The sequence below is a fragment of the Camelimonas lactis genome, from assembly GCF_004342915.1.
In the GTDB taxonomy this organism is placed as follows: domain Bacteria; phylum Pseudomonadota; class Alphaproteobacteria; order Rhizobiales; family Beijerinckiaceae; genus Camelimonas; species Camelimonas lactis.
Map to the genome: position 1 here is coordinate 22968 of NZ_SLWL01000009.1, position 24108 is coordinate 47075.

27 protein-coding genes are annotated in these 24108 nt (G+C 65.6%); 16 read left to right on the forward strand and 11 right to left on the reverse strand.

Annotated features, from left to right (window positions below; all coding sequences use genetic code 11):
* The first annotated feature begins 10 nt into the window (after window positions 1-10).
* Window positions 11-1009, forward strand: coding sequence for an SPFH domain-containing protein (locus EV666_RS10835; protein WP_132007437.1), 999 nt, complete (start codon window positions 11-13; stop codon window positions 1007-1009).
* Between the two features lie 370 nt (window positions 1010-1379).
* Here the strand turns inward: EV666_RS10835 and EV666_RS10840 are convergent, their stop codons facing one another.
* On the reverse strand, window positions 1380-2318 hold the full coding sequence (locus tag EV666_RS10840) for an alpha/beta hydrolase (RefSeq protein ID WP_132007440.1): 939 nt from the start codon (window positions 2316-2318) through the stop codon (window positions 1380-1382).
* A gap of 135 nt (window positions 2319-2453) precedes the next feature.
* On the reverse strand, window positions 2454-2840 hold the full coding sequence (locus EV666_RS10845; protein ID WP_245514370.1) for a DUF6180 family protein: 387 nt from the start codon (window positions 2838-2840) through the stop codon (window positions 2454-2456).
* Window positions 2841-3257: 417 nt separating this feature from the next.
* On the opposite strand from EV666_RS10845, the gene EV666_RS10850 reads away from it, so the two are divergent.
* The 11 genes from EV666_RS10850 to EV666_RS10900 all read left to right on the forward strand — a co-directional run bounded on the left by EV666_RS10850 (window position 3258) and on the right by EV666_RS10900 (window position 12979).
* Window positions 3258-3791, forward strand: a complete 534-nt coding sequence (locus EV666_RS10850) for an iron transporter (protein WP_132007446.1) — start codon at window positions 3258-3260, stop codon at window positions 3789-3791.
* Window positions 3791-4144, forward strand: coding sequence for a cupredoxin domain-containing protein (locus tag EV666_RS10855; RefSeq protein ID WP_132007449.1), 354 nt, complete (start codon window positions 3791-3793; stop codon window positions 4142-4144). The genes EV666_RS10850 and EV666_RS10855 overlap by 1 nt, the downstream gene beginning before the upstream one ends.
* 10 nt (window positions 4145-4154) lie before the next feature.
* Window positions 4155-4988, forward strand: a complete 834-nt coding sequence (locus tag EV666_RS10860; protein WP_132007452.1) for an FTR1 family iron permease — start codon at window positions 4155-4157, stop codon at window positions 4986-4988.
* Complete coding sequence (locus tag EV666_RS10865; protein ID WP_132007455.1) at window positions 4952-6385, forward strand: 4Fe-4S binding protein; 1434 nt, start codon at window positions 4952-4954, stop codon at window positions 6383-6385. The genes EV666_RS10860 and EV666_RS10865 overlap by 37 nt, the downstream gene beginning before the upstream one ends.
* 205 nt (window positions 6386-6590) lie before the next feature.
* The gene (locus EV666_RS10870) at window positions 6591-6866 is read left to right on the forward strand and encodes a GNAT family N-acetyltransferase (protein ID WP_165909982.1); all 276 of its coding nucleotides are present in this window, start codon (window positions 6591-6593) and stop codon (window positions 6864-6866) included.
* A 181-nt stretch (window positions 6867-7047) separates the two neighbouring features.
* Window positions 7048-8244 carry an ABC transporter substrate-binding protein gene (locus EV666_RS10875; RefSeq protein ID WP_132007461.1) on the forward strand — a complete coding sequence of 399 codons (1197 nt, stop codon included), beginning with the start codon at window positions 7048-7050 and terminating at the stop codon, window positions 8242-8244.
* A 275-nt stretch (window positions 8245-8519) separates the two neighbouring features.
* Window positions 8520-9752: an acetyl-CoA C-acetyltransferase gene (locus tag EV666_RS10880; RefSeq protein WP_245514359.1), complete on the forward strand. Its 1233-nt coding sequence runs from the start codon at window positions 8520-8522 to the stop codon at window positions 9750-9752.
* A 151-nt stretch (window positions 9753-9903) separates the two neighbouring features.
* Window positions 9904-10800: an acyl-CoA thioesterase gene (locus tag EV666_RS10885; protein WP_132007464.1), complete on the forward strand. Its 897-nt coding sequence runs from the start codon at window positions 9904-9906 to the stop codon at window positions 10798-10800.
* Window positions 10801-10915: 115 nt separating this feature from the next.
* Window positions 10916-11479, forward strand: a complete 564-nt coding sequence (locus EV666_RS10890) for a DUF4337 family protein (RefSeq protein WP_132007467.1) — start codon at window positions 10916-10918, stop codon at window positions 11477-11479.
* Between the two features lie 185 nt (window positions 11480-11664).
* The gene (locus EV666_RS10895) at window positions 11665-11934 is read left to right on the forward strand and encodes a CsbD family protein (RefSeq protein ID WP_132007470.1); all 270 of its coding nucleotides are present in this window, start codon (window positions 11665-11667) and stop codon (window positions 11932-11934) included.
* A 274-nt stretch (window positions 11935-12208) separates the two neighbouring features.
* Entirely contained in the window at window positions 12209-12979 is a 771-nt protein-coding gene (locus EV666_RS10900) for a class II aldolase/adducin family protein (protein ID WP_132007473.1), read from the forward strand.
* Between the two features lie 321 nt (window positions 12980-13300).
* On the opposite strand, the gene EV666_RS10905 is transcribed toward EV666_RS10900, so the two are convergent.
* The 7 genes from EV666_RS10905 to EV666_RS10935 form a co-directional block, all read right to left on the reverse strand.
* Window positions 13301-13555 carry a hypothetical protein gene (locus EV666_RS10905; RefSeq protein ID WP_132007476.1) on the reverse strand — a complete coding sequence of 85 codons (255 nt, stop codon included), beginning with the start codon at window positions 13553-13555 and terminating at the stop codon, window positions 13301-13303.
* 264 nt (window positions 13556-13819) lie between these two features.
* Window positions 13820-15418, reverse strand: a complete 1599-nt coding sequence (gene serA / locus EV666_RS10910; protein ID WP_132007479.1) for a phosphoglycerate dehydrogenase — start codon at window positions 15416-15418, stop codon at window positions 13820-13822.
* A 227-nt stretch (window positions 15419-15645) separates the two neighbouring features.
* Complete coding sequence (locus EV666_RS10915; RefSeq protein WP_132007482.1) at window positions 15646-16806, reverse strand: phosphoserine transaminase; 1161 nt, start codon at window positions 16804-16806, stop codon at window positions 15646-15648.
* Between the two features lie 478 nt (window positions 16807-17284).
* The gene (locus tag EV666_RS10920; protein WP_132007485.1) at window positions 17285-17512 is read right to left on the reverse strand and encodes a helix-turn-helix domain-containing protein; all 228 of its coding nucleotides are present in this window, start codon (window positions 17510-17512) and stop codon (window positions 17285-17287) included.
* Window positions 17509-17826, reverse strand: a complete 318-nt coding sequence (locus EV666_RS10925) for a hypothetical protein (RefSeq protein WP_132007488.1) — start codon at window positions 17824-17826, stop codon at window positions 17509-17511. Before EV666_RS10925 ends, EV666_RS10920 begins: the two co-directional genes overlap by 4 nt.
* A gap of 11 nt (window positions 17827-17837) precedes the next feature.
* Window positions 17838-18497: a hypothetical protein gene (locus EV666_RS10930; RefSeq protein WP_132007491.1), complete on the reverse strand. Its 660-nt coding sequence runs from the start codon at window positions 18495-18497 to the stop codon at window positions 17838-17840.
* A gap of 46 nt (window positions 18498-18543) precedes the next feature.
* Window positions 18544-19014, reverse strand: a complete 471-nt coding sequence (locus EV666_RS10935; RefSeq protein WP_132007494.1) for a hypothetical protein — start codon at window positions 19012-19014, stop codon at window positions 18544-18546.
* Window positions 19015-19260: 246 nt separating this feature from the next.
* Between EV666_RS10935 and EV666_RS10940 the strand changes: the two genes are divergently transcribed.
* Window positions 19261-19548, forward strand: a complete 288-nt coding sequence (locus EV666_RS10940) for a hypothetical protein (protein WP_132007497.1) — start codon at window positions 19261-19263, stop codon at window positions 19546-19548.
* 31 nt (window positions 19549-19579) lie between these two features.
* On the opposite strand, the gene EV666_RS10945 is transcribed toward EV666_RS10940, so the two are convergent.
* Window positions 19580-19993, reverse strand: coding sequence for a hypothetical protein (locus EV666_RS10945; RefSeq protein ID WP_132007500.1), 414 nt, complete (start codon window positions 19991-19993; stop codon window positions 19580-19582).
* Window positions 19990-20661: a S24 family peptidase gene (locus tag EV666_RS10950; RefSeq protein WP_132007503.1), complete on the reverse strand. Its 672-nt coding sequence runs from the start codon at window positions 20659-20661 to the stop codon at window positions 19990-19992. The genes EV666_RS10945 and EV666_RS10950 overlap by 4 nt, the downstream gene beginning before the upstream one ends.
* Before the next feature lie 122 nt (window positions 20662-20783).
* On the opposite strand from EV666_RS10950, the gene EV666_RS10955 reads away from it, so the two are divergent.
* From EV666_RS10955 to EV666_RS10965, 3 genes are read left to right on the forward strand one after another with little or no spacing between them, the layout of a single operon-like run.
* Window positions 20784-21035: a helix-turn-helix domain-containing protein gene (locus EV666_RS10955; RefSeq protein WP_132007506.1), complete on the forward strand. Its 252-nt coding sequence runs from the start codon at window positions 20784-20786 to the stop codon at window positions 21033-21035.
* A 2-nt stretch (window positions 21036-21037) separates the two neighbouring features.
* Complete coding sequence (locus EV666_RS10960; protein ID WP_132007509.1) at window positions 21038-21871, forward strand: ParB/RepB/Spo0J family partition protein; 834 nt, start codon at window positions 21038-21040, stop codon at window positions 21869-21871.
* Entirely contained in the window at window positions 21868-24054 is a 2187-nt protein-coding gene (locus EV666_RS10965) for a Mu transposase C-terminal domain-containing protein (protein WP_132007512.1), read from the forward strand. The genes EV666_RS10960 and EV666_RS10965 overlap by 4 nt, the downstream gene beginning before the upstream one ends.
* The last annotated feature ends 54 nt before the right edge of the window (window positions 24055-24108 follow it).

Genomic DNA, 24108 nt, shown 5'->3' on the forward strand with positions numbered 1-24108 from the left:
AAGGAGACGCATGTCCGGCTTGCCAGCCCTGTCCACCCTGGCGTGGCAATTCGCCTTTCTTCTCGGCCTGCTGGTGGCGGTGCGCTGGTTGCGGACATTTTTCGTCGCCACCCCCCAGCAGCATGTGCGCGTTATCGAGACCTTCGGGCGCTACAGCGGCTACCGCGCCGCCGGCCTGTCCCTCAAGCTGCCCTGGCCGCTCCAGAAGGCGCGCCAGCCGTTTTCGCTGCAAACCCGGCAGATCGCGCTCCAGCTCGGCGTCAAGTCGCGGGACAACGCCTTCGTCACCATGCCGATCAGCCTGCAATACCGGGTGATCCCCTTGGCGGTCAAAGCCGCATTTTATGAGCTGCACAACCCGGAGGGACAGATTGAATCCTATGTGGCGACGGAAGCGCGCGCCGTCGCCGCGACGAAAACTTTCGATCAGCTGTACACGGACCGGGACGAATTCACCCAGACCGTGCGGGAATCCCTGGATGAGGCCATGAACGCCTATGGCTATGAAATCAGGGCGGTGCTGATCGACGACCCCCGCCCTACCACGGAAATGATCGCGGCGTTCAACGAGGTGCTGGCGTCGCAGCGACGGCTGGAAGCCGCCCAGAACGACGGCGAAGCCGAAAAGATCAAACGCACAAAAAGCGCCGAGGCCTCTGCTGCGGCCATGGCCATCACCGCGCGCGGCATCGCCGAAAGCCGCAGCATCATCGCCGAAGGCAACGCCCGGGCGCTCGCCGCCTTCCGCGCCGACACCACCCTGACCGACGCCGACGCCATGGCCTTCATGATGGAGATCAACCGTCTGGAAGCCCTGCGGGACGCGGCTTCCCACGGCGGCCGCACCGTGCTGGTCACCGGTGACGGCGGCGGCGACCTGGCGGCCAGGGCCCTGCTGGGCGGGCTGGGGCCGGAAACCGCCCCGGACGGCGCGCGCCCGCCGCTCCAGCGCCCCGCGCCAGCGTCGCCAGTTACATCAGCCGGCGCGAGCGACAGCCCGCTGGCGTGACCGCAAGGCCGGAGCCGTTCCCGGCGGCGACCCGGCCCCCTGCCCGCCACCCCTGCGCCACCCTTGGCCCGCCATATTCATGGTCTCGCCAGCGGCCGCGCCCTGCCGCAAGGTCATGGCGGCATCCATCGTGGAGAAACGGCATGAGCGGTCACGCACAGGTATTCGCGGGTCTGATTTCCCTGTTATGCCTGTCCATCGCGGCCGTGCTGACCCGGCGATGCGCGCCCCCCGGACAGGCGCCTGGCCGGCCGCCGCCCCAAACCTGACATCCGGGTCTGCCATCGGGGTCTGCCGACGCCGGCAAACCCGGCGATGCGGCGCCATGGCCCGGTTGGCGGCGCGGCCATGCAGGCGCGCCGCCGGACAGTCAGGCCAGCGCCCGGCGCACCGCGTCGGCGCAGATGTGCACCGCCGTATTGGCCTCGTCGATGACCCTGCCCATGGTGATGAAGCCGTGGATCTGCCGGTCGAAGCAGATGTAGGAAACCCGGTTGCCGGCTTCGCTCAGGCGCTGGGCGTAGGCGAGGCCATCGTCGCGCAGCGGGTCGAAACCGGCCGTCAGCACCAACGCCGGCGGCAAATTGGCCAGGTCCTCGCACAGCATGGGCGAGGCGCGCCAGTCGGCGTGATGGGCGCGATCCTGAATATAATGGTTATGGAAATAATCGATGCTGTCGCGGGTCAGCATGTAGCCCTGGCCGTTGGCGGCGTGCGACGGGCGGTCGCTTTCCAGGTCAACGCCAGGATAGATCAGCAGCTGGCAGCGTAGCGGCGGGCCGCCCGCATCGCGGGCCAGGATCGAAACGACGGCGGCGAGATTGCCGCCGGCGCTGTCGCCGCCAATCGCCAGCCGGTCGGGGTCAACGCCCAGCGACGCGGCGTTGGCGTGAATCCAGCGCGTCGCCGCCATGCTGTCCTCAACGGCGGCGGGGAACGGCGCCTCGGGCGCCAGCCGGTAATCCACGGAAACAACCGCGCAACCGGAGGCGTTGGCCAGTTGCCGGCACAGCACGTCGTGGGTGTCGCGGTTGCCGATGACGAAGCCGCCGCCGTGCACATAGATCAGCGCCGGCAGGACAGTCCCGGGCTGGCTGCCAAGCGGGCGATACAGCCGCAGCGGGACTGGCCCGGCCGGCCCTTCCGCGTCGAGATCACGCGCCTCGGCGACCTCCGGCGGCTCCGGCTGCGAAAAGAAGCGACGCTCCAGATACCATTTGCGCGCTTCAACAGGCGAAAGCTCTTGCACGCCGGGCATGCCGCTGTTGGCGATGAGCTGCAACAGTCCAGCCGTCTGCGGATCAACCATGAGCGTTTCTCTCCCAGGATATTATGCCAGCGCGCCTTTTGACGCGTCAGGCAGGAAAGCTAGAGCATTTCCATCAAAAGGGGAGCCCACTTTTCGGGGGAGCAGCGCGCGAACCGCATGCGCCGCCGGAAACATTCATGATCGGGCCGCCTTCAGCAGCGCGGCGTGCACCTGGTCGACGAAACCGGCGGCCCCGCCGCCAGGCCGGTAGCTGACGCCCTGGGTGACATGGGCGACCTTCTGGTCAACAGCGATGCAATAGACCGTATAGGACCAGCCGCCCTGCTGCGGACCGCCGGCGATCACCGCCAGCTGGCCCGGGTAGCGGTCAATGCTGACGCGGTAACCAGCCTGGCTCGCCGCCTGCTCAACCACCCGCGCGCACTGGTCAAGGCTGAGCCTGGAGGCTTCAGCCCGCTCCACCCTGTACTCCAGGGCGAAATCACCATCGGCCGCGCCCGCCGCCGACATCCCGCCCACAACCAGAGCCGCCGCCAGCCCTGCTGTCCAACCCCTGCCCATCACAACGCCTCTCCAGACACATCGCCAGGCAGCCAGCGAATGCCAGGGGCGCCGTAAGGTCAAATCAAGGAACCGCGAGAGGCATGGACTGCCCGGAATCAGGAAATATTACTTTGGAATAATTATAATCAACCCCACATCCCGGCTCGGAGCCCAACATTTTATTGACACGGCGCCGCGGTCACTGTCATGCAACGCAGGTTCGGGCCTGACGTACGCCCTGTTGGCGCCGGGAAACGACCATTTCAGCGTAAAAAGCAGAGAAATGGCGGCGATCCGGCCCATCACGACGCCGGCATTGTGAACATGGACAAATATTGACCTGGAATACGCCAGAAATACCTTGCGTCATGTCCAGGGTTATTCCGGAACGGGCGCGAGAGGCGACGCCGTTCCCAGATCTTTTCCGAGGCTCCCATGCGCTCCATCGTTCTTGCATCCGCATTTGCCGTCGTCGCCAGCGCCGCCGTCGCCCGGGAAACACCGATCGGAACGCCGCAACAGCACGCGGGCATGGAAATCGCCGCCGTCTACCTGCAGCCCATCGAGATGGAGCCGCCGGGGATGATGCGCGACGCGAAGGATTCCGACGTGCACATGGAGGCCGACATCAAGGCCGCCAGAAACAACGCCAACGGTTTCGCCGAAGGCGACTGGATCCCTTACCTCGGCGTGAAATATGAGCTGACCAGGCTCGATGGCGGCAAGACCGTCCAGGGCGATTTCATGCCGATGGTCGCCAATGACGGACCGCACTATGGCGACAACATCAAACTGGATGGCCCGGGCAAGTATCGCCTGAAACTGACCATCTCGCCGCCGTCGGCCAACCCGCACGCCCACTTTGGCCGGCACATCGACAAGGAAACCGGCGTCGGGGCATGGTTCGCCCCGTTCAGCGTCGACTATGAATTCGTCTATGCGGGAACCGGCAAGAAGGGCGGCTACTGATGCGGCGGCGCGATCTGCTCCCCGCCCTCGTTCTCTCCGCCGTTCTCCCCGGGCTGCTTGCGGCCGCCGTCCCCGCCCGCGCCGCCGGCGAGCCGACCTTCCGCATCGAATTCCGCGACGGCGCCATCACGCCGCTGCGCCTGGAGGTTCCGGCGAAAACCCGCTTCAGGCTTGAGCTGGTCAATCACGGAACCAGCGCCGCCGAATTCGAAAGCCTGGAGCTGCGCAAGGAAAAGGTGCTGGCCCCGGGCGTCGAGACCGTCATGGTGATCCGCACGCTCGATCCGGGCGAATACAGTTTCTTCGATGATTTTCATCCCGGTTCGCCGCCCGCCGTGCTGGTGGCGAAATAGGTCCTGACCGATGTTGTCTCCCGATTTCAACGTCGCTTTCGTCATGTGGCGCGAGAGCATCGAGGCGCTGCTCGTCGTTGGCATTCTCAACGCCTGGCTGTCCGCCCGTCCGCCGGAAGAGCGGGCCCGGGGCCGGGCGTGGCTGTGGGCGGGCGTGGCTGCTGGTCTTGCTGGCGCGGTCGCCCTGGCGGCGACGCTGCTGTTCGCCGGCGAGGCGCTGGGCGACGAGGGCCAGGAATATTTCCAGATGGCGATCATGTTCATCGCCGCCGCCCTGATCGTGCAGATGGTGTTCTGGATGCGCCGCCACGGCCGCACCCTCAAAACCGAACTACACGCCTCGCTCGACGACGCCGCAACCCGCTCGCACTGGCTTGGCGTGTTCGTGCTCGCCGCCCTCGCCGTGCTGCGCGAGGGCGCGGAGGCCGCGGTGTTCCTGTATGGAACCATGGCCTCGGCCAGCGCCTCATGGTGGAGCGGCGCGTTTTCGGCCGCGCTCGGTTTCGCCGCCGCGGCGCTGACCTATATGGCCCTGCAGGCCGGCGGGCGGCTGCTGTCGTGGCGGCTGTTTTTCCGGGTGACGGAGGTCATGCTGCTGCTGCTGGCGGGCGGTCTGGTGATCAACGGACTTGACCACCTGATCTCTCTTGGCGTTATTCCGCAGCTGTCGTCGAAACTGTGGGACACCTCGGCGCTGCTGCCGGACAGCGGCGCCTTCGGCGGCCTGGTTTCCAGCCTGACCGGTTACCGGGCCCGCCCGGTGCTGGTCGAGGTGCTGGCGCTCGCCGCGTTCTGGATATGTATGACATGGCTGCTCAAACGTCCGGAACCACGCTCGGCCTGACCGCCGCGCCCCCACTGGCCCGCCTGTCCAGGCTGGCCCGGGGCGCCGGTGAGTGGCTGCGCGACCACCAGCGCGGCCTGCGGCGACTGCAGTGGTTCATCATCGCCGCTTACGCCGCGCTGCTGTTCCTGCCGCTGCTGACGCCGGTTCCCACGCGCCTGTCGCACATCTGGACCAACGCCACCCTGTTCGCCCAGTTCGCCTTCTGGGGCATCTGGTGGCCGTTCGTGCTGCTCTCCATGGTGCTGATGGGGCGCGCCTGGTGCGGCGTGTTCTGCCCGGAGGGCGCTCTCGCCGAATTCACCAGCCATCGCGGCCTCGGCCGCGCCACGCCGCGCTGGATCCGCTGGAAGGGCTGGCCGTTCGTCGCGTTCGCCGGCACTACCATCTACGGCCAGATGGTCAGCGTCTACCAGTATCCGAAGCCGGTCATCATCGTGCTCGGCGGCTCCACCCTGGCCGCCATGGTCATCGGCTTCCTGTACGGCCGGGACAAGCGCGTCTGGTGCCGCTATCTGTGCCCGGTCAACGGCGTCTTCGGCCTGCTGGCCAAGCTGGCGCCGGTGCATTTCGCCGTCGACCGCCTGAAATGGGATCAGTGGCGGCGCGATCATGATGCCCCCCCGCCCGCCGTCAACTGCGCGCCGCTGGTGCCGATCCGCACCATGCGCGGCGGCTCCGCCTGCCACATGTGCGGGCGCTGCGCCGGTTTTCGCGACGCCGTGGCCATGGCGCCGCGCGCGCCGAACCATGAGGTGGTCGCCGTGGCCGGCGATGACGCGAAACCCTGGGAAACGGCGCTGATCGCTTTCGGCCTGATGGGGCTGGCCGCCGGGGCGTTCGAGTGGACGCAGAGCCCGCTTTACGTGGCCGCGAAACAGTGGCTGGCGGAGTGGCTGGTTGGCCATGGCCTGCTCTGGCCGCTGAGCCCACATCTGCCCTGGTGGATCCTCACCAATTACCCTGACCAGAACGACATGATGACGCCGCTGGACGGCGGCCTGATGATCGCTTACGTGCTCGCCGCCGCGGCCATCACCGGCGCGGCGGTTTACGGCTGCCTGGCGCTGGCGACGCGGGCGCTGGGCGCGTTCGACAGCCGCCGCTTCCATCATCTGGCGCAGGGGCTGATTCCCATCGCCGGCTGCGGCGTGTTCCTTGGCCTGTCCGCCATCACCGTCACGCAGTTGCGGGTGGAAGGGCTGGGGCTGCGCTGGGTTTCCGACGTCCGCGCCCTGCTGCTGGCCGGCGCCTGCCTCTGGAGCCTGTGGCTGATCTGGTCGATCTCCGGCCGCTACGCCCGCGCGCCCCTTCCCCGCCTCGCCTGTCTCGCGGCGGGCGCGCTGGCCGTCGGCTGCGGGCTCATCCACTGGGTGATGCTGTTCTGGGTCTGGTGAACCGCCCGGTTGCAAGCTTAGGCCGCCCGTCCCATTCTCAGGTCATTGCCATTCCAGCTGCTGGCCGGCGCCGATGTTTTCACCAGATGCGCCTGGCCTGCGGGTTTTCCGGCGAAGCAATCAGGCTTCGCGTGAAGAAAGCGGGCCGGGGTCGCCGTGTGAACGGATTTTTGTCCCTGGGCCGCAACAGTGCGGGAGACGACCAGTGACGGGCATTCGCGACAACACATCCGCTTCGCGCTTCGAGATGCAGACCGAATGGGGCCTCGCCGTTCTCGACTATCACGACACCCTCGACGCCATCAGCCTTGATCACACCGGGGTTCCCGAAGGCGCGGCCGGCAAGGGCGTCGGCGCCCGCTTCGTGCTGGGCGTGCTCGATGACATCCGCGCCCGCGGCCGCAAGATCATTCCGCGCTGCCCGTTCGTCCAGGCCATGCTGAAAAAACACCCGCAATACGCCGACATGGTTCTGGTCTGACCCCCCGCCCCAGGCGCGGAAAACCCGCGCGCCGGGCCGGGTCGGCGGCAGAATGATCAACGAATTGATGTATTTATTTTTATAACGACGTTCAAAAATTCATGGACGGCGCCTCAGGATCGCATAACCTCCATGGACCGCCGGAAGAGCGGACATGGAAGCGCGAACCTGGAGGAAGCGCATGATACGCAGGCTTGTTGCAGCCACGCTCGCGACCGTGGCCCTGTGTTTTCCAGCCATATCGGCGGAAAAGAAATACGACCAGGGCGCGTCGGACACGGAGATCAGGCTCGGCCAGACCATGCCGTACAGCGGTCCGGCCTCTTATGTGGGCATCGTCGGCCGCACCCAGACGGCCTACTTCCGCATGATCAACGCCCAGGGCGGGATCAACGGCCGCAAGGTGACGCTGATTTCGCTGGATGACGCCTACAATCCGGCCAAGACCGTCGAGGCGACGCGCCGCCTGGTCGAAGGCGACGGGGTGCTGGCCACCATGTCGTCCAACGGCACGGTGACCCAGGCCGCCGTGCAAAAATACCTCAACAGCAAGGGCATCCCCCAGTTGATGATCGGCTCCGGCTCATCGCGCTGGAGCGATCCACAGCACTTCCCCTGGTCGACGGGGGCCCTGTCGCTCTATGTCACCGAGGGCAAGATTTTTGGCCGCTGGATTCTGAAGAACCGGCCCGACGCGAAGATAGGCGTGCTGGCCCAGAACGACGACCTCGGCCGCGACTTCATCAAGGGGCTGCGCGAGGGGCTTGGCGAGAAGGCCAGCAAGCTGATCGTTTCGGAGCAGATGTACGACCTGACGGAGCCGACCGTCGATTCCCAGATCCTCACCCTGTCCCGTTCCGGCGCCAACGTGTTCTTCAACGCCAGCACCGGCAAGTTCGTCACCCAGTCGATTCGCAAGGTGAAGGAACTGAACTGGCCCGCCCTGCACTACCTGATGAGCGCCTCCGCCACCCGCATGCTGCTGGAGGGCGCGGGGCTGCAGAACGCCAAAGGCCTGATGACGGTGCAGAGCGTGAAGCACGTCGCCAGTCCGAAATGGAAAAACGACCCGGACGTGAAGACCTATGAGGCGTTCCGGGCGAAGTGGTCGCCAGACACGCCTGCCGACGACGACGTCGGCTTCTACGCCTACTCCAGCGCGCTCCTGATGAAGCGTATCCTGGAAGCCTGCGGCGACAACCTGACCCGCGCCAACGTGCTGAAGCACGCCACCAACCTGAAGGGCCAGACAAGCCCGATCCTGCTGCCCGGCATTACCCTGAACATTTCGCCGGACGATTACGCGCCCGTGACCAAATTCTACATGGGCGTGTTCAACGGCGACGACTGGGAGGTGTCGGGCGACCTGGTCCAGTAGGCGCCCGCCGGGCGGGGACGCCTGGGGCCCGGGCTGGCCAGGCATGCCGCGCCGGCAATTGTTGGCGCGGCGGCCGCGGGGATATAAGAAGGCCGGGAGCCAGGAACTCTGGCCGGAAACGCGGGGTCGGAAGGGCCTGGCGCCTCCGGTCATGTCTGGCGACGTCCAGCGCCGGTCACGGCGCTGCCTTGCATTCACTTCCCTGCGCCGGCCCCCGTCAGCGCGGACCAACCGACAGCGTCCCGCGCGGGACGCGTCCATATGGAAACGACAGGATGAGCACCAAAACCCCGGGGCTGCGCCGCGCCGCCATCGTCTCTCCCATCCGCACCGCCGTCGGCAAGTTCCAGGGCAGCCTGTCCAGCATCGCCGCCGGCGATCTCGGCGCCATTGTCATCAAGGAACTGGTCGAGCGCACGAAGATCGACCCCGAGCGCATCGACGACGTGGTCTTCGCCCAGGGCTACGGCAACGGCGAGGCGCCGTGCATCGCCCGCTGGTCGCTGCTGGCCGCCGGCCTGCCGATCTCGGTTCCAGGCTATCAGCTTGACCGCCGCTGCGGCTCGGGCCTGCAGGCGATCATCGACGCCTCCATGCTGATCCAGACCGGCGTCGCCGACGTGGTCGTCGCCGGCGGCGTCGAGAGCATGAGCAATGTGGAGTATTACTCCACCGACATGCGCAACGGCGCCCGCTCCGGCTCGGTCACCCTGCACGACCGCCTGACCCGCGGCCGCGTCATGAGCCAGCCGATCAGCCGGTTCGGCGTCATCTCCGGCATGATCGAGACCGCCGACAACCTGGCCCGCGACTACAATATCTCGCGCGAGGCCTGCGACGCCTACGCCGCCCGCAGCCACCAGCGCGCCGCGTCCGCCTGGGCGGAAGGCAAGTTCGAGGATGAGCTGGTGAAGGTCGCCGTGCCGCAACGCAAGGGCGATCCGGTGATCTTCGCCCAGGACGAGGGCATCCGCGCCAACGCCACCCCCGAGAGCCTCGCCCAGCTGCGGGCGATCGAGAAGGGCGGCGTCACCACCGCCGGCAACGCCAGCCAGCAGAACGACGCCGCCGCCGCCTGCCTGATCGTCGCCGAGGACAAGCTGGAAGAGCTGGGCCTGGAGCCGATGGGCTGGTTCGTCGGCTGGGCCGCCGCCGGCTGCGAACCGTCGCGCATGGGCATCGGCCCGGTGCCGGCCGTGGAGCGCCTGTTCGCCCGCGCCGGCATCAGCTGGAGCGACATCGACCTGGTCGAACTGAACGAAGCCTTCGCCGCCCAGGTGCTGGCCGTGCTCAAGGGCTGGGGCTGGTCGGACGACGACAGCCGTCACGACATTCTCAACGTCAACGGCTCGGGCATCTCGCTTGGCCACCCGATCGGCGCCACCGGCGGCCGCATCCTCGCCAACCTGATGCACGAGCTGAAGCGTCGGGACGGCCGCTATGGCCTTGAAACCATGTGCATTGGCGGCGGCCAGGGCATCGCGGCGGTCTTCGAGCGCGCCGTCTGAGGTCAGGACATTCTGACGGACGTCGCCAGCCGCCTTCCGTCAGAATGTTGCAGGCATATGAAGATACGCTCCGGCCAGGCGATGTCTGGCCGGATTGTTTTGCAAACGCCGCTGGATCGCGGCGACATGATGCGACAGGTGGAAACAACCCGTGACGGACAAGTGGATCAGCGGCTGCCGCAATGGCGTCAACGCCTGGGAATGCGACGAGAACAACCATCTCAACGTGCGCTTCTACATGACGCGTCTGGCGCAGACGATGGGCTTCGTCGCCCACGCCCTTGAGGTTCCCGCCGGCTGCGCCCTTTCTCCCGCGACCCACCACATCCGTTACCGCCGCGAACTCAACACCGGCGACATGGCTGATTTCCGCACCCGGGTGATCGAGGTCCGCGACAGCAGCGTCGTGCTGCATCACGAGTTGCGCTGCGCGGGCGAGATCGCAACGAGTTTCATCAGCATCGACCGGCAGATCGACCGCACGACCGGCGCGTCTGTTCCCTGGAGCGCAAGACAGCGCGAGTTGATGGCGGGCTTCGCCGGCGCCCTGCCGGAGCATGACGCCCCGCGCAGCGTCGCCTTCGAGGAGCCGCGCCGGCCGCTCGATCTCGGCGAGGCCCGGGCCCGCGGCCTGGTCGAGGTCTATCGCGGCATGGTGCAGCCGTGGGATTGCGACGTCTCGGGCCGCATGGCCACCGAACAGGTCATGGGCCGGTTCTCCGATGGCGTCGGCAACCTGTTCGCGCACATGGGCATTGACGTCGCCGACCTGCTGGCGAGCCACCGCGGCAGTGTTGTCGTCGAGAACCGTCTCACTTACAATGACATGCCCGGCCCCGGCGAACTCATCGTCTCGCACAGCCAGGTCGTCGAATTTCTCGGCAAGACCATGCGCTTCTCGCACGGCATGTACAATGCGGCCACCGGCCGGCGCATCGCCGCGTCCGAGGTGATCGTCGCCATTCTCGACCATAACAGCCGTCGCGCCGTCGCCCTGTCCGACGCTGAACGCGCCCGCGTGGAACAGCGCCTGACGCCCCTGGACTGATCCCCGGCCGCGCGGATGCTGACGCGGCTGCCCGCCTGCAGAAGGCGCATCAGGGCGGGACGCTTCCCGAAATGCCTTGCGCCGCGCGGCGTTGCTGCAACAGGAGAGCGAAGCTATGGCCAGGCTGGCGGCGCAGACGGCGGAAGAGCTGAAGAGCGAGCACGAGGCGCTGGAAACGGCGCGGGACAGCGGCCGGCCGCCGCTGCTGGAAGACCCGCTGGTGACGCGGGTTTCCGTCACCATGGCGATTCTCGCCGTGGCCGGCGTCATTCTTGGCAGCATCGAATCCATGCAAAGCGCCGCCGCCGCCAACGCTGCCTCCCAGGCGCTGATCTACCAGAACCGGGCCACCGACGCCTGGTCAGCGCTGGACGCCCGCATGGTGCGGCAGGCGCTGGACCGCGGGAGGGACGCGCAGGCGCGCTTCAGCGACAAGGACGACGCCGCCCTCGCCGCCCATGCCCGCGCCCAGGAAAACCTGTCGCTCGCCAGCCTCCGGGAAGCGGAGCGGCGCGGCGCCCGCCACGAAATCCTCACCTGGGCGGTGATGCTGGTGCAGATCGCCATCGCCGTCGCCACCATCTCCATCATCGCCCGGCCGCGCCGCTGGCCCTGGCGCGCCGCCATCGTTCTCGGCGGCGCTGGCGGGCTGCTCGGCCTTGGCGGCTGGCTGGCGTGAGGCCGCCGGTTCGTCAGGTCCTCTCCCTGGCCCAGTGAACAATCTGCCCCCCAGGCGCGTTGACCTCCTGAAATCAGCAAACGCGATGGGAACGGCGGCCGGCGACCCAACCAGTTGTCGCGTCCGCGGGATGTGGGCGTTGCCCGCGTCTGCTCCCCGCGTCGGACGATGGAAGGAGACACGCGATGGACACTGACCGGATCAAGGGCGCGGGAAATGAGGCCCTCGGCAAGGCCCGCCAGTTTGTCGGCGACCTGACCAATGACGGCAAGCTGCAGGCCAGCGGTGTTGTGGATGAGGCCACGGGCGCCGCCCAGCGCGCTTTCGGCCAGGCCAAAGACGCCGCCCGTGACGGCGCCGCAGCGGTCACCCGCCAGACCCGGAGCAATCCGCTCGGAACCCTGCTGGCCGTCGGCGCCGCCGGTTTCGTGCTCGGCATGATGTGCCGCAGGTAACGCGCGGCGGCCTGGAATAGCGGCCAGGAACAGGGGCTGTCGTCGCCAGGCCTTGCCTTGGCCCGGCAGCCGCCGGTCGTCGGCGTGCGGGCGCCAGCCCGTTAATCCTGTTCGCCGGCGTCGCGTTGTCGCGGCGGTTCACGCCAGCCGGCGTCGCTCACATGTGGGTGGCGCCGGCTTTCGTTTGCGTTCATAAATCGGGGCGCCGTAAAAAAACTTCGCCGCCGCCTGGAAAGCCATCAACCGCGTCGGCGGACCGCTCAGGGAGAACGCCATGACAGCCGCGAACGTCGTCAGCCTCGACAAGATGAATGAAGCCGAGCGCCAGGTCCGCATCGACCTCGCCGCTGCCTACCGGCTTGTCGCCATGTATGGGTGGGACGACATGGTGTTCACCCACCTGTCCGCCCGCGTGCCCGGGCCGGAGCATCACTTCCTGATCAATCCCTATGGCATGATGTTCGACGAGATCACCGCGTCGAGCCTGGTGAAGATCGATCTGGACGGCAATCCGGTTGGCGAGACGCCCTACAAGGTCAACCCGGCCGGCTTCACCATTCATTCGGCCGTGCACGAGGTGCGCGAGGACGCCCAGTGCGTCATGCACCTGCACACCCTCGACGGCACGGCGGTCGCCTCCACCTCGCTTGGCCTGCAGCCGCTGAACCAGACGGCGCAGCTGATCTCCGACGACCTCGCCTATCACGATTACGAAGGCGTCGCCCTCGATCTCGACGAGCGTCCGCGCCTGCAACGCGATCTTGGCGGCAAGAACCTGATGCTGCTGCGCAACCATGGCACCCTCACCGTCGGCAAAACCGTGGCGACCGCCTTCATGCGCATGTACTACCTGGAGCGGGCCTGCTCCATGCAGGTGCGCACCTTCGCCATGGGCAGCGCCATTTATCCGACCGAAGAACAGGTCATCGAGAAGAACGCCGAAGTCGGCTCCTCCCCCAACGGCCTGATGAAGGTGGCTGATCGCCTCGCCTGGCCGGCGCTGCTGCGCAAGCTCGACCGCCACAACCCCGGCTATCGCGACTGATCGCCGAAGTGATCCACCAGGCCGGCGGGATACGCGCGGTGGCCTCCCGGCGCCAGCCTTGACGCAAAGGCGGGGCCCGGTCGCCCTGGCCAGCGTCGTGGCTGTCGTCAGGGCGTAGCGCGCCACACCAGAGCGCAATCTGCGTCACAGGCCATTGGACAGGGGCCTGATCACGGGTCCCTGCCCCTTCACATTCCGCATTCTGCCGACCAGGCATAACGTGACGCCCGCCGCATGGGCGAGCCACGCCCGGCGCAATATCGCCCGCCGCCCCCAACACGTCCGGGGTGAAAGCGCGCCTGCCCGTGACAGCCGGCCAGACTAACGGGCATGATTCAGGTCGATCCGGCAGGCGGGGGCGACGCCAAAGCTTTTTCCTGCCCTGGAAATATGCTCGCCCCCTGCCGCCAACGCGCCGGACAGCCCCTGACGGATCGCATTGCCACACGAAGCCATGGCCGCGAGGGGCGCCCCGGCCAGGGTCCCGGCCCGCCCATCCGCAACGGGCAGCCAGTTCAGCGCAATAATTGTTACAATAAACAAAGCGAAAATATAGGAAAATTTGACAATAATCATTGTAAACACGTAGAATTATACTGACACTGTATAACATTTCATAACCAGTTTCCCATTCAGGGGGCAATACGGAAAAGGCGTCACGGGCGCCCTGGCGCGGGGACGGTCACGTTTTTCCGCGCCATCTGGCCCCGTCCGTCCCGAAGACGCCGCTCATCCACTGCCGGCCAGGCAAGAAAACAAAAAAGTCATCGCAGCCGGGCTGCGATGACTTCATGTGAACGCCAATGTTTCAGGGGGTGTCCGGCGACGCCGCCTGCCCCGTCAGGCGAAGCTGAGCGACTTCACCTGCTTGACCCCGGCAATGTCCTTAACCGCCGCGATCGCCTTCTCCGGCACGACGCCATCGACTTCGACCAAGGCAATGGCCGAACCGCCAGGCCGGTCGCGCCCCAGGGCGAAGGTGGCGATATTGACGCCGGCCTCGCCAAGGATGCTGGCGAACCGGCCAATGAAGCCTGGCTTGTCCTCATTGGACACGTAAAGCATCGACGGCGCCAGCTCGGCGTCCACCTTGATTTCCTTGATGGCGACGATGCGCGGACGGCCACCAGCGAACACCGTGCCGGCGACGGACCGGGTCTGGGTGTCCGTGGTCACCGAGAGGGTGATCAGGGCGTCGTACTCACCTTCCGCCTCACGGATCGTCTCCTCGATCACCACGCCGCGCTCGCGGGCGATGGAGGGCGCGGACACCACATTCACGTCCTGCAGCATCGGCCGCAGCAGGCCGGCGATGGCGGACGCGGTGAGCGCCTTCACCTTCAGCCCGGCCACCGCGCCTTCATAGGTGATGTGCACGCTTTTCAGCCCGGTTTCGGTAAGCTGGCCGGCGAAGGAGCCCAGCTTTTCGGCCAGCTCGATGAACGGCTTCAGCTTCGGCGCTTCCTCGGCGGTGATCGACGGGAAGTTGACGGCGTTCTGGATGGCGCCGCGCAGCAGGTAGTCCGACATCTGCTCGGCCACCTGCAGGGCGACGTTTTCCTGGGCTTCGGTGGTGGCGGCGCCCAGGTGCGGCGTGCACACCACGTTCGGATGACCAAACAGCACGTTGTCCTTTGCCGGCTCTTCGACAAACACGTCGAAGGCGGCGCCGGCGACATGGCCGCTGTCGAGGGCGGCGCGCAGGGCCGCCTCGTCCACCAGGCCGCCGCGGGCGCAGTTGATGATGCGCACGCCCTTCTTTGCCTTCGCGAGGGCCTCGGCGGAGAGGATGTTGCGGGTCTTGTCGGTGAGCGGCGTGTGCAGGGTGATGAAGTCGGCCCGCTGCAGCAGTTCGTCCAGCTCCACCTTCTCCACGCCAAGATCCAGCGCCCGCTCCGGCGACAGGAACGGATCGTAGGCGATCACCTTCATGCGCAGGCCGACGCCGCGTTCAGCGACGATGGCGCCGATATTGCCGCAGCCGATCACGCCCAGCGTCTTGCCGGTGATCTCCACGCCCATGAAGCGGTTCTTCTCCCACTTGCCGGCCTGGGTGGAGGCGTCGGCGGCGGGGATTTCGCGCGCCAGCGCGAACATCAGGGCGATGGCGTGCTCGGCGGTGGTGATGGAATTGCCAAACGGCGTGTTCATCACGATGACGCCGCGCGACGACGCAGCCGGTATGTCAACATTGTCGACGCCGATGCCGGCCCGGCCGATCACCTTGAGGTTCTTCGCGTTCTCAAGGATTTTCGCCGTCACCTTGGTGGCGGAGCGGATGGCGAGGCCGTCGTAATCGCCGATGATGGCGGCGAGCCTGTCCTTGTCCTTGCCAAGGTCGGGCTGGAAGTCCACGTCCACGCCGCGATCGCGGAAAATCTGCACGGCGGCGGGGGAAAGGGCGTCCGAAATCAGGACGCGGGGCGCTTTGGCGGTCATGAGATCACCTTCCGGGATCATCGTCGCGCAACGGCCGGGTCAAACGCTGCCGGCAGCGGCGCGGTCATATCGGGGGAAGCGGCCGCCGTTCGGGTTGCGGCGACCATGGCGACGCGGGAGCGGCTCCCGCGTTGTGAAAAGCGCTCTCCAGGGCAAAATCCGGACGGGATATCTGCCCTGGAGCATCCCAGGGAAAAGTGGGGTTCACTTTTCGGGAAGAAGGCGCGTCAGCCGAGCTTCGCTTTTTCCTCGGCGAAGGCCCAGTCGAGCCACTGGGTCAGGGCCGCCACATCGGCCGCGTCCACCGTGGCGCCGCACCAGATGCGCAGGCCAGGAGGAGCGTCGCGATAGGAGCCGATGTCATAGGCGACGCCTTCGGCCTCGAGCCGGGCGGCGATGCCCTTGGCCACGGCGGCGCCAGCTTCGGCGCCTTTCGCCAGCACATCCGCGTCGGCGATCACCAGGCAGACGCTGGTGTTGGAGCGGGTTTCCGGCTTCACCGCCAGATTGGCGATCCAGTCGCGGCTGTCGACCCAGTCATTCAGGGTCTTCGCATTGGCGTCGGCGCGGCCGACCAGACCATCGAGGCCGCCCACCGTCTTCGCCCACTGCAAGGCGTCGATATAATCTTCGACGCACAGCATCGACGGCGTGTTGATGGTTTCGCCCTTGAAGATGCCTTCGGAAATCTTGCCCTTCGAGGTCAGGCGGAAGATTTTCGGCAGCGGCCAAGCCGGCGCATAGCTCTCCAGCCGCGCCACGGCGCGCGGCGACAGGATCAGCATGCCGTGCGCGCCCTCACCGCCCAGCACCTTCTGCCAGGAGAAGGTGACGACGTCGAGCTTGCTGAAATCGAGGCGCTGGGCGAAGGCGGCCGAGGTGGCGTCGCAGATGGTCAGGCCCTGACGGTCGGCCGGAATCCAGTCCGCATTGGCGACGCGCACGCCGGAGGTGGTGCCATTCCAGGTGAAAACCACGTCGCGGTTGGCGGCGTCGACCTGGGTGAAGTCGGGCAGTTCACCGTAAGGAGCGTTGAAAATGCGCGCGTCGAGCTTCAGCTGCTTGACGACGTCAGTAACCCAGCCTTCGCCGAAGCTTTCCCAGGCCAGCATCTCGACCGGGCGGGCGCCCAGCAGCGACCACAGCGCCATCTCGACGGCGCCGGTGTCGGACGCCGGCACAATGCCAATGCGATAGTCGGCGGGAACCTGGAGCACCTCGCGGGTGAGGTCGATGGCAAGCTTCAGCTTGTCCTTGCCAACCTTGGCGCGGTGCGAGCGGCCGAGCGGCGTATCAGCGAGCCCTTCAAGGCTCCAGCCGGGGCGCTTGGCGCAGGGGCCAGACGAAAACTCCGGCCGCGCGGGCCGGGTAACGGGCTTTGTCGTCATGTCATCCATCCTCTCAGATGGGCGCTTCCCGTTGGGGGGAAGTGTCCCGCAAACGGCGGTACGCCTGTTGACGACCGGGCGCAAGGGAAATTGCCGGGGAAACCAGACGGGTGTGAAACGAAAGATCAGATGGCAGTAGGAGGGAGAGGACGGGATCAACCGGGATTAAGCGGGATCAGCCGGGAAATCGTTGCAGCATAAGGGTTGCGGCGGGCGCTGGCGGGCCAGATGGACAAACGCTCTGCGAAAGACCGAATGGCAGTTGCTGGCGCGCAGCGCAAAGCGGCGGGCGGCGCCACGGAGCCGGAATACCAAGGAAAACAACGACTGCACCCCAAGGAACTGTCACGATTCCTGCCGCCCACCACGCCTGCCATGACAGTTATCGAAAACCTTGGCTGGTTAAGGCATTGCAGAGAATGCGAGCACAAAACGCCAAGGGTGGAACTGTCACGGCAAAAGGCGCGAAAACGCCCGTTTAACAGCCGTCCGAAGGCGGCTCCTTAAATGTGACGCCGAGCCAGGCCCGGACGGCCGCGTTGTCGCGTATGCCCTCGGCGATGAGGGTGATCGGGCCAGGTATATCCTTCTCCGCCGCTTCCCACCTGCGCACAGTGCGCCCGTTGGCGACCCGAACCAGCCTTGCAAAGGCCTCGGCGCTCATGCCGAGGCTATGGCGGATGGCCTTCAGCTCGGCCGGCGTCATAGCACCGAACCCGCCTCGACGCTGTTGGTGATGATCGTCATGATCTGCTCATCCGTGGGTTCGGCGTCGACAACCCAACTCTCATACCATTGCGCGTCCGGCGGGCTGAAAACCGTCATCTCAATCAACCAGACCTGCTGTCCATTCGTTTTGCGCGTGTAGGTCCAGAGGCTCACGGCGCGCTCGGTGAAAGAGAAACCCGCGACGACTGGCTGGTCCGGCCGCACCAGATGGCATTCGATGCCGCCCTTGTCGCGGGTAATATCCCGCAATTTCGGGCCATCCTCGGCGATATGATACTGCATTACCTGCATTCTTTTTCCCCTCAAACGGTAGGCCTGTGGGCGATCTTGCGGTAGATCGCATCGATCATGGCGATTTGCTTGTCGCTAAGGCGCGTCCTGTAGCCATAGCGCTCGATGCGCTCGGCGACGGAATCGGCAAACGACTGTTCCCAGGCGCTCAGCTCGTAGACGCGCTTGCCGCGCCGGGCGGAAATGATCGCCTGGATAGTCTCGACGTTGTCGCATGCCCGAACAATGCGCGGCTCCACCGCCGCAATGGCATCGCGGCGCTGCCTCTCCAGCGTCTCACCCACACGCGCACTGTCGCCGCGTCCCTTGCGCTCGTACGCGGTCACTGCGGCCTTGATGGCAGGGAGGCGGGCGCGCAGCTGCTGCCAGTGCTGCGGCGCCACCGGGTAGCAATCGACCCGGTGGCGCCGCGATGTGACCGCGACGTCAAGCAGGTCCATGTCGGCGTCGCTCGTGTAGACCTTGCGCGGGATCGCGCAAACGAGCTGCGTCACCGTATGGCTGCTCGGGATAAACAGGTAATAGGCTCCAACGCCGCCGCCGCGCGTCTTGCCGGGCATAATGAGCGCATACCGTGAGGCCGGATCATCGGCGTCGAGGCTGGCCCATTCGGACCAATCCTCCCATAGTCCCGCGTCGATCTCGCGCTCGACATCATGCTGTCTGGCCATAGCCAACCCCAGCGGGTTGCGGGGCCGTTGCCGGCCCCGTCAGTCCTCATGCCTTGATGGTGCGGGTGATCAGAGCCTTGGCGCCGACGTCTTCCGTCAGAGCGGCCGCGGCGGCGCGACCGGCCGTCCGGTTGTCGATCCACCAGGCCGCCGAGGTCTTGGCGCCGGCGGCGTCAATAGCGGCGTAGGCGGCCGCGATACCAGCCTCGGCCTGGGCATTGCCGGCGACTTTGAGAGCGATGGTTGCGATGGCGGCGCGCTGGGCCCGCAGATCGGCGATGATCTCAGCGCGGATCTTGGTGGCCCAGGCGATCTGCTTTTCCGAGCCCTCCAGGGCTGGGGCGTCGCCAACCGCCTCAACGGCCTCAGCGACCTTGGCCGCCTTCGCGGCCTTGTTGCAGGCGCCGCAGGTCTTCTGCTCCATCCACGCCAGCTTGCGGGTGCGATCCTTTTCCGGGCCGACCAGATCAACCGTCTCGGCGTGTCCGCAAGAGAATTTCGCAGTGTACTTGGCCATTTGTGCTCTCCATCGCTAGGCACCATTGCCCTGTCGATAAACACAGACTAGGGCAATTTGCCCTAATTGCAACCGGAAAGACCGTGGCGGCGGATTATTTTTCATCGCCCCGCCGCAGCCTCCCGGGCAGACAATCCCCGCAATGAACAACGTTAACCGTTCGTTAAATTGGTTCTTGTTTTGTTCCAAATCAGCCGCAACAATCCACCTTGTAACCGTTACCTAAGGGCTGAGAGGGAGATTGCCATGGTGACCACCCATGAAACGGTCAAGCATCTGACTTACTACGTCGTCCAGACGTACAGAGCCGTAAAGGGAGCCCGAGGGAAAATCTCGGCTGACGAACCAATGCCCGCACGTGATGAGGCGCATGCGATGCGACTTGTCGAACGATACCGCGACAGCCGGGCCGGTGTCGTGGCTTTCCGGCGCACCGGAGACCCAGCGACAGGAGAGTGGGATGACGCTGTCATCCTGGCCCGTTACGGGGTGCTGCCAGCCGAGGTCGATGATATGCGTGTGGCGGCAGCATAGTAATGGCCTGCCGGAGGCTTATGGGCGCGTCTCAAGACGCGCCTTTTTTGATTTTTGCTGCAGCCGATCTGCAGGTGGCGAGATAGCCGTTGTAATCTCGTAACGAGCCATCGGCTGCCGCCGCGCCGCGCTGGCCTCCCCTTCGCACGTCATCTGCGAAATTGGACAAGGACTGGGCCGCCAGGCCGCAATTAATGCGGGCCACGGTCCATGGACCATCGGCCTGCGGCCACGCGCGCACCTCAGCTACCAGGCGCGTTAGCGCATGGCTGGCGCGCTGCAACGTATCAGCGTTCCCGTATTTGATGCCCTGCATGACCTCGCGGTGGTTTTGACCGAGCGACCGAAGCCAGTCGTCGGTTGAAACGCGATACTCCCAAGCAGCGGCGGCTGTGACGAAACCGGCGACGGCAATCGTCGCGGCAAGCCCCTCAAGCAACCTCATATCTCTCCCCCAGCCCAAACCACGCGGCCGGCGATCTTGAGCGCCTCTGCATCGGGCGCCGCGAGCGTTTCCGGCGCGTACAACTCGTTGTCGCTGATAAGAGTAAGCGCTCCTTGCCAGCCGATGGCAATGCGTTTGATGCGGACGCTATTGCCGTCCACCAGCACATATATGCCGTCCCGCCTGGCGTGCCCCGATCGCGTGTCCACGAGGCAGATGGAGCCGTCCTTGATAGTCGGCTCCATGCTGTCGCCCCTAGCGTCGACGAAGCGCGCATACCTTTCCGGCACGCCAATTCGATCGAGCCACACGCGCGGGAAAGGCAGCAAGTCAAGCTCATAGGGGTGGCTGTTCTCGGCGCCCGGCCCGGCCGATGCGACGACGTCCAGCAGGGGCACGCGCGCGATCTTCGAATCGATTGCAACGGATGCGTCCACATCGGACCCGTGATGGACGGAAACGTCCGAGACAAGCGCGTCCATCGGCAAACTCAACGCGCGCGCGATCAGCGCGGCAGTGCCCAAAGTCGGCTCTGCGACGCCGGCCTTATACCGGTCGAGCATGCGACGGCTAATTCCGATATCCCTTGATAATGCAGACAAATTTGGGTGCGCCGCCAAAAGGTCAGGCAGTCGGTTTGAGACCTTGTCGTCATTGTCCGCTGCCATCAGCGCCTCATGCGTCCTATTCGCTTGACCGAATAAGACGCATACGTCTATATTCAGCACAAGTGCCCAAACATAAGCATGGTTAACACGACAGCCCTGCTTGTGACGAGACGGAGGTGTCCATGGCGCGAAACTGGACCAGGCATCAGATCCTGTGCGCGCTGCGCGAACAGGGCCTGAGCGCAGCCAAAGTAGCCGAGCGAGCAAAAATTAAACGTTCCACCCTCTATGGGGGGATGGATCGGCCGTACCCAAAGGTCAATTCGCTGATAGCGGATGCAATAGGCGTGAAAAAACAGGCGATTTGGCCCCAGTTTTACGGGCCGAACGGCGAACGTCTTGGACTTATCACAGCACGCCCGGCGGTCAAATAATCATGCAATCAAATGAATACAGCATTGCGCTCGACGATATCATCGTGGCCGAACGTTTGCGCGTGGTCTCGGAGCCGCACGTAGCGATGATCATGGCGTCGCTGTCCGAGGTCGGGCAGATCAATGCCATCGCCGTGGCGCGCAATTCGCCAGGCGAAGGCGTCATCCTCGTCGATGGCGAACACCGCCTTGAGGCCGCCCGTCGTCTCGGCTGGGATACCGTACGCGTCTATGAGCGTGATCTGACGCCAGCAGAGCGCGAAAAGAACGAAATCCACGCCAATATCATCCAGAATGAACTGAACCCTCTCGACCGCGCCATATTCTTGGGTCGTTTGGGCGAGATTTTTGAGCGCGAGAACCCCGGCGCGCGCAACGGTGGCGACAGAAAGTCACGGAAATACATCGAGAAAAATCAGTTTGCCAACTTGGCAAACTGGTCGGAGTTTTCGAAGGAGGCCTCCCGGCGGACCGGTGTATCTGCGCGGACCATATACCGGGCGCGCGACCTCGCAGCCAAGCTCTCCCGCGACGCCATCGACATTATCCGGGGCACGCCTCTGGCCGACAACCAGAGCCAGCTGCAGGCGCTTGCTGATCTCCCTGCTCAAGAACAGCTCACCGTTGCCCGCGCCGTCGCTGAGGGCAAAGCCCCGAACGTGGCGAAAGCCCGCGTCGTTGCCGGTCTCGTCCCGGCCGGCGGAGCCGTGCGCGAGGAAGACGGGCCACTGGTCAAGCTGGAGGCGCAGATCATGCGCCTGTCGCTCCAGCAACTGCGCGCCCTCCGCGAACTTGTCGACCGCCGCATCGTGGCGAAGGAAGGCGGCGCGGAATGAAAGTCTGGCTCACATCCTCCGAAATCGCAGAGCTTGCCCTGTCTGGCCTGCCGACGACGCGACAGAACATCATTCTGCTCGCCGAGCGCGAGGATTGGGCCCGCTTTGGCGCGCTTTGCCGCAAGCGTGAAGGTCGCGGCGGCGGTGTGGAATATCACATCGCCCTGTTGCCGGTCGCCGCGCGGTGGGATTACCTCGGCCGCCATGGGCAAACTGCGCAGCAACCAGAGACGGCTGCGCCCGCGCCGCTTGATGCGCCCGGCGGTCGCGCTGGCATCGAACTGGACGCGCGCATCGCACTGCTCGATGCCCTCGCAATGTTCCGGCGCCAGTCGGGCGTTAGCCTGACAGTCGGCATTAGCTACTTCGCGGACCTGTATACACAAGGCCGCGTTGACGTTGCCGATTGGGTGCGCCAGGCCGTGCCGCGCCTGTCCGCCCGCACGCTGTTCCGCTGGCACTCCGCCGGCCGTAACGGTGAGATTGACCGCCTGGCGGTGGATCGCGGCGGGACCCGACGCGGTCGGGGTATTCTCGACGCGGGTGACAGCGGTCGGGTCAAGGCGTTCATCCTGGCCCTCGTGGTGCAAAACCCGCTCTACACGACGCGCCAGATCCACGAGACGATCCAAAGCAAATATCCGAACGGGATCGAGGTAGACGGCGCCCTGCGGCCTGTCCCCAGCCAGCGTCTCGTTGAGATGACGCTCAAGCGCTGGAAGAGCGAGCACAACACCGAACTGCTGGCGCTCACCAACCCCGATGCTTTTGTCTCGCGCACCCGCGTCGCTGGCTCCTACGCTCACCTCGTGCAGGGGCTCAACGAGCTCTGGCAGATCGACGCATCGCCGGTGGACGCACTTTGTCTCGACGGTCGCCACTCGGTCTACATCTGCATCGACGTGTGGTCGCGGCGGATGGTGCTGCTGGTGTCGCGGACGCCGCGTTCCGACGCCGTGCAGATGCTGCTGCGCAAGGCAATTCTGCTGTGGGGGCGCCCGAAGGCCGTCAAAACCGACAACGGCTCGGATTTTGTCGCCAAGGCGACGCGGCGGCTGCTGGCCGGCGTCAGCATCGAGACCATCACGTCCACGGCGTTTTCGCCATGGCAAAAGGGCGTGGTCGAACGGGCCGTAAGGACCTTTCAAACTGACTGCGGACGCATGCTGCCGGGCTTTATTGGCCACAGCGTTTCCGACCGCAAGGTCATCGAAACCCGCAAAGCGTTCGCCGCGCGCCTCGGCGTCGACGACAATAAGGCGTTTGCGGTCGAGATGACGGCGCCGGAACTGGCCGCGCACGCGGATCGGTGGGCCGGCGACATTTATGCTCATCAGCGCCATAGCGCACTCGGCATGAGCCCGTTCGCCAAAGCCGCCTCGTGGTCCGGTCAGATCGAACGGGTCGACCCTGAGGCGCTCAACGTCCTGCTGATGCCGGCGCCAGACAGCAACGGCTATCGTACCGTTGGCAAGCAAGGGGTGCGTATCGCCGGCCACCACTACATGGCGCCGGGCCTGTTGGTCGGCCAGCGCGTGTTCGTGCGTATGGATCCGGAGGACGCTGGGCGCGCGTGGTGCTTTGCCGAGGAAGACAGCGCCACGTTTATCGCGGAGGCGCGTTGTCCGGAACTATTGGGCGAGGACCCAGCTGCGCTGCGCGCCGCTGTCGCCGCTGCGCAAAAGCAGCTGGTGGAGGAGCGCACCGCAGAGATCAAGGCGGCGCGGCGCAAGATTACCTCGCGCACCGTGCTGGAGAGCCGCATGGAGCTGGCGGCGCGCCGTAACGCCAACCTCGTGCAGTTTCCCAAGCGCTCCGAAGCGGTCACCACGCCGGCACTGGACGCCGGACTTGAGGTCGCAGCGCGGCGCCGGGGCGATGCGCCCAAAGCTGCGCCGGTCACAGACGAGGTCGCAGCAATTCTCGCGCAGCTTGAGCATGAGCATCAGGCGGAAGCACCGCCAGCGCCCAAACCAACGCGGGCCAGCAAAGTTGTGAAGCTGCGCGACACGGAAACCGAGGTCCAGCGGTATCGCCGCTTCTTGGACATCCACAAACGACTGGAAGCAGAGGAGCCAATCACGCCGGCGGAAGCGGCGTTTTATGGAGGGTACGTCCAGAGCGCCGAGAAAAAAGCTCTGGACGACATGGTTGAGGTCTTTGGCGATGAAGCATTGGGCTAACGCCAAAGCAAAAGGGCCTCGCGCCAACGAGACCCTTTTGAAGCAGAAACATAA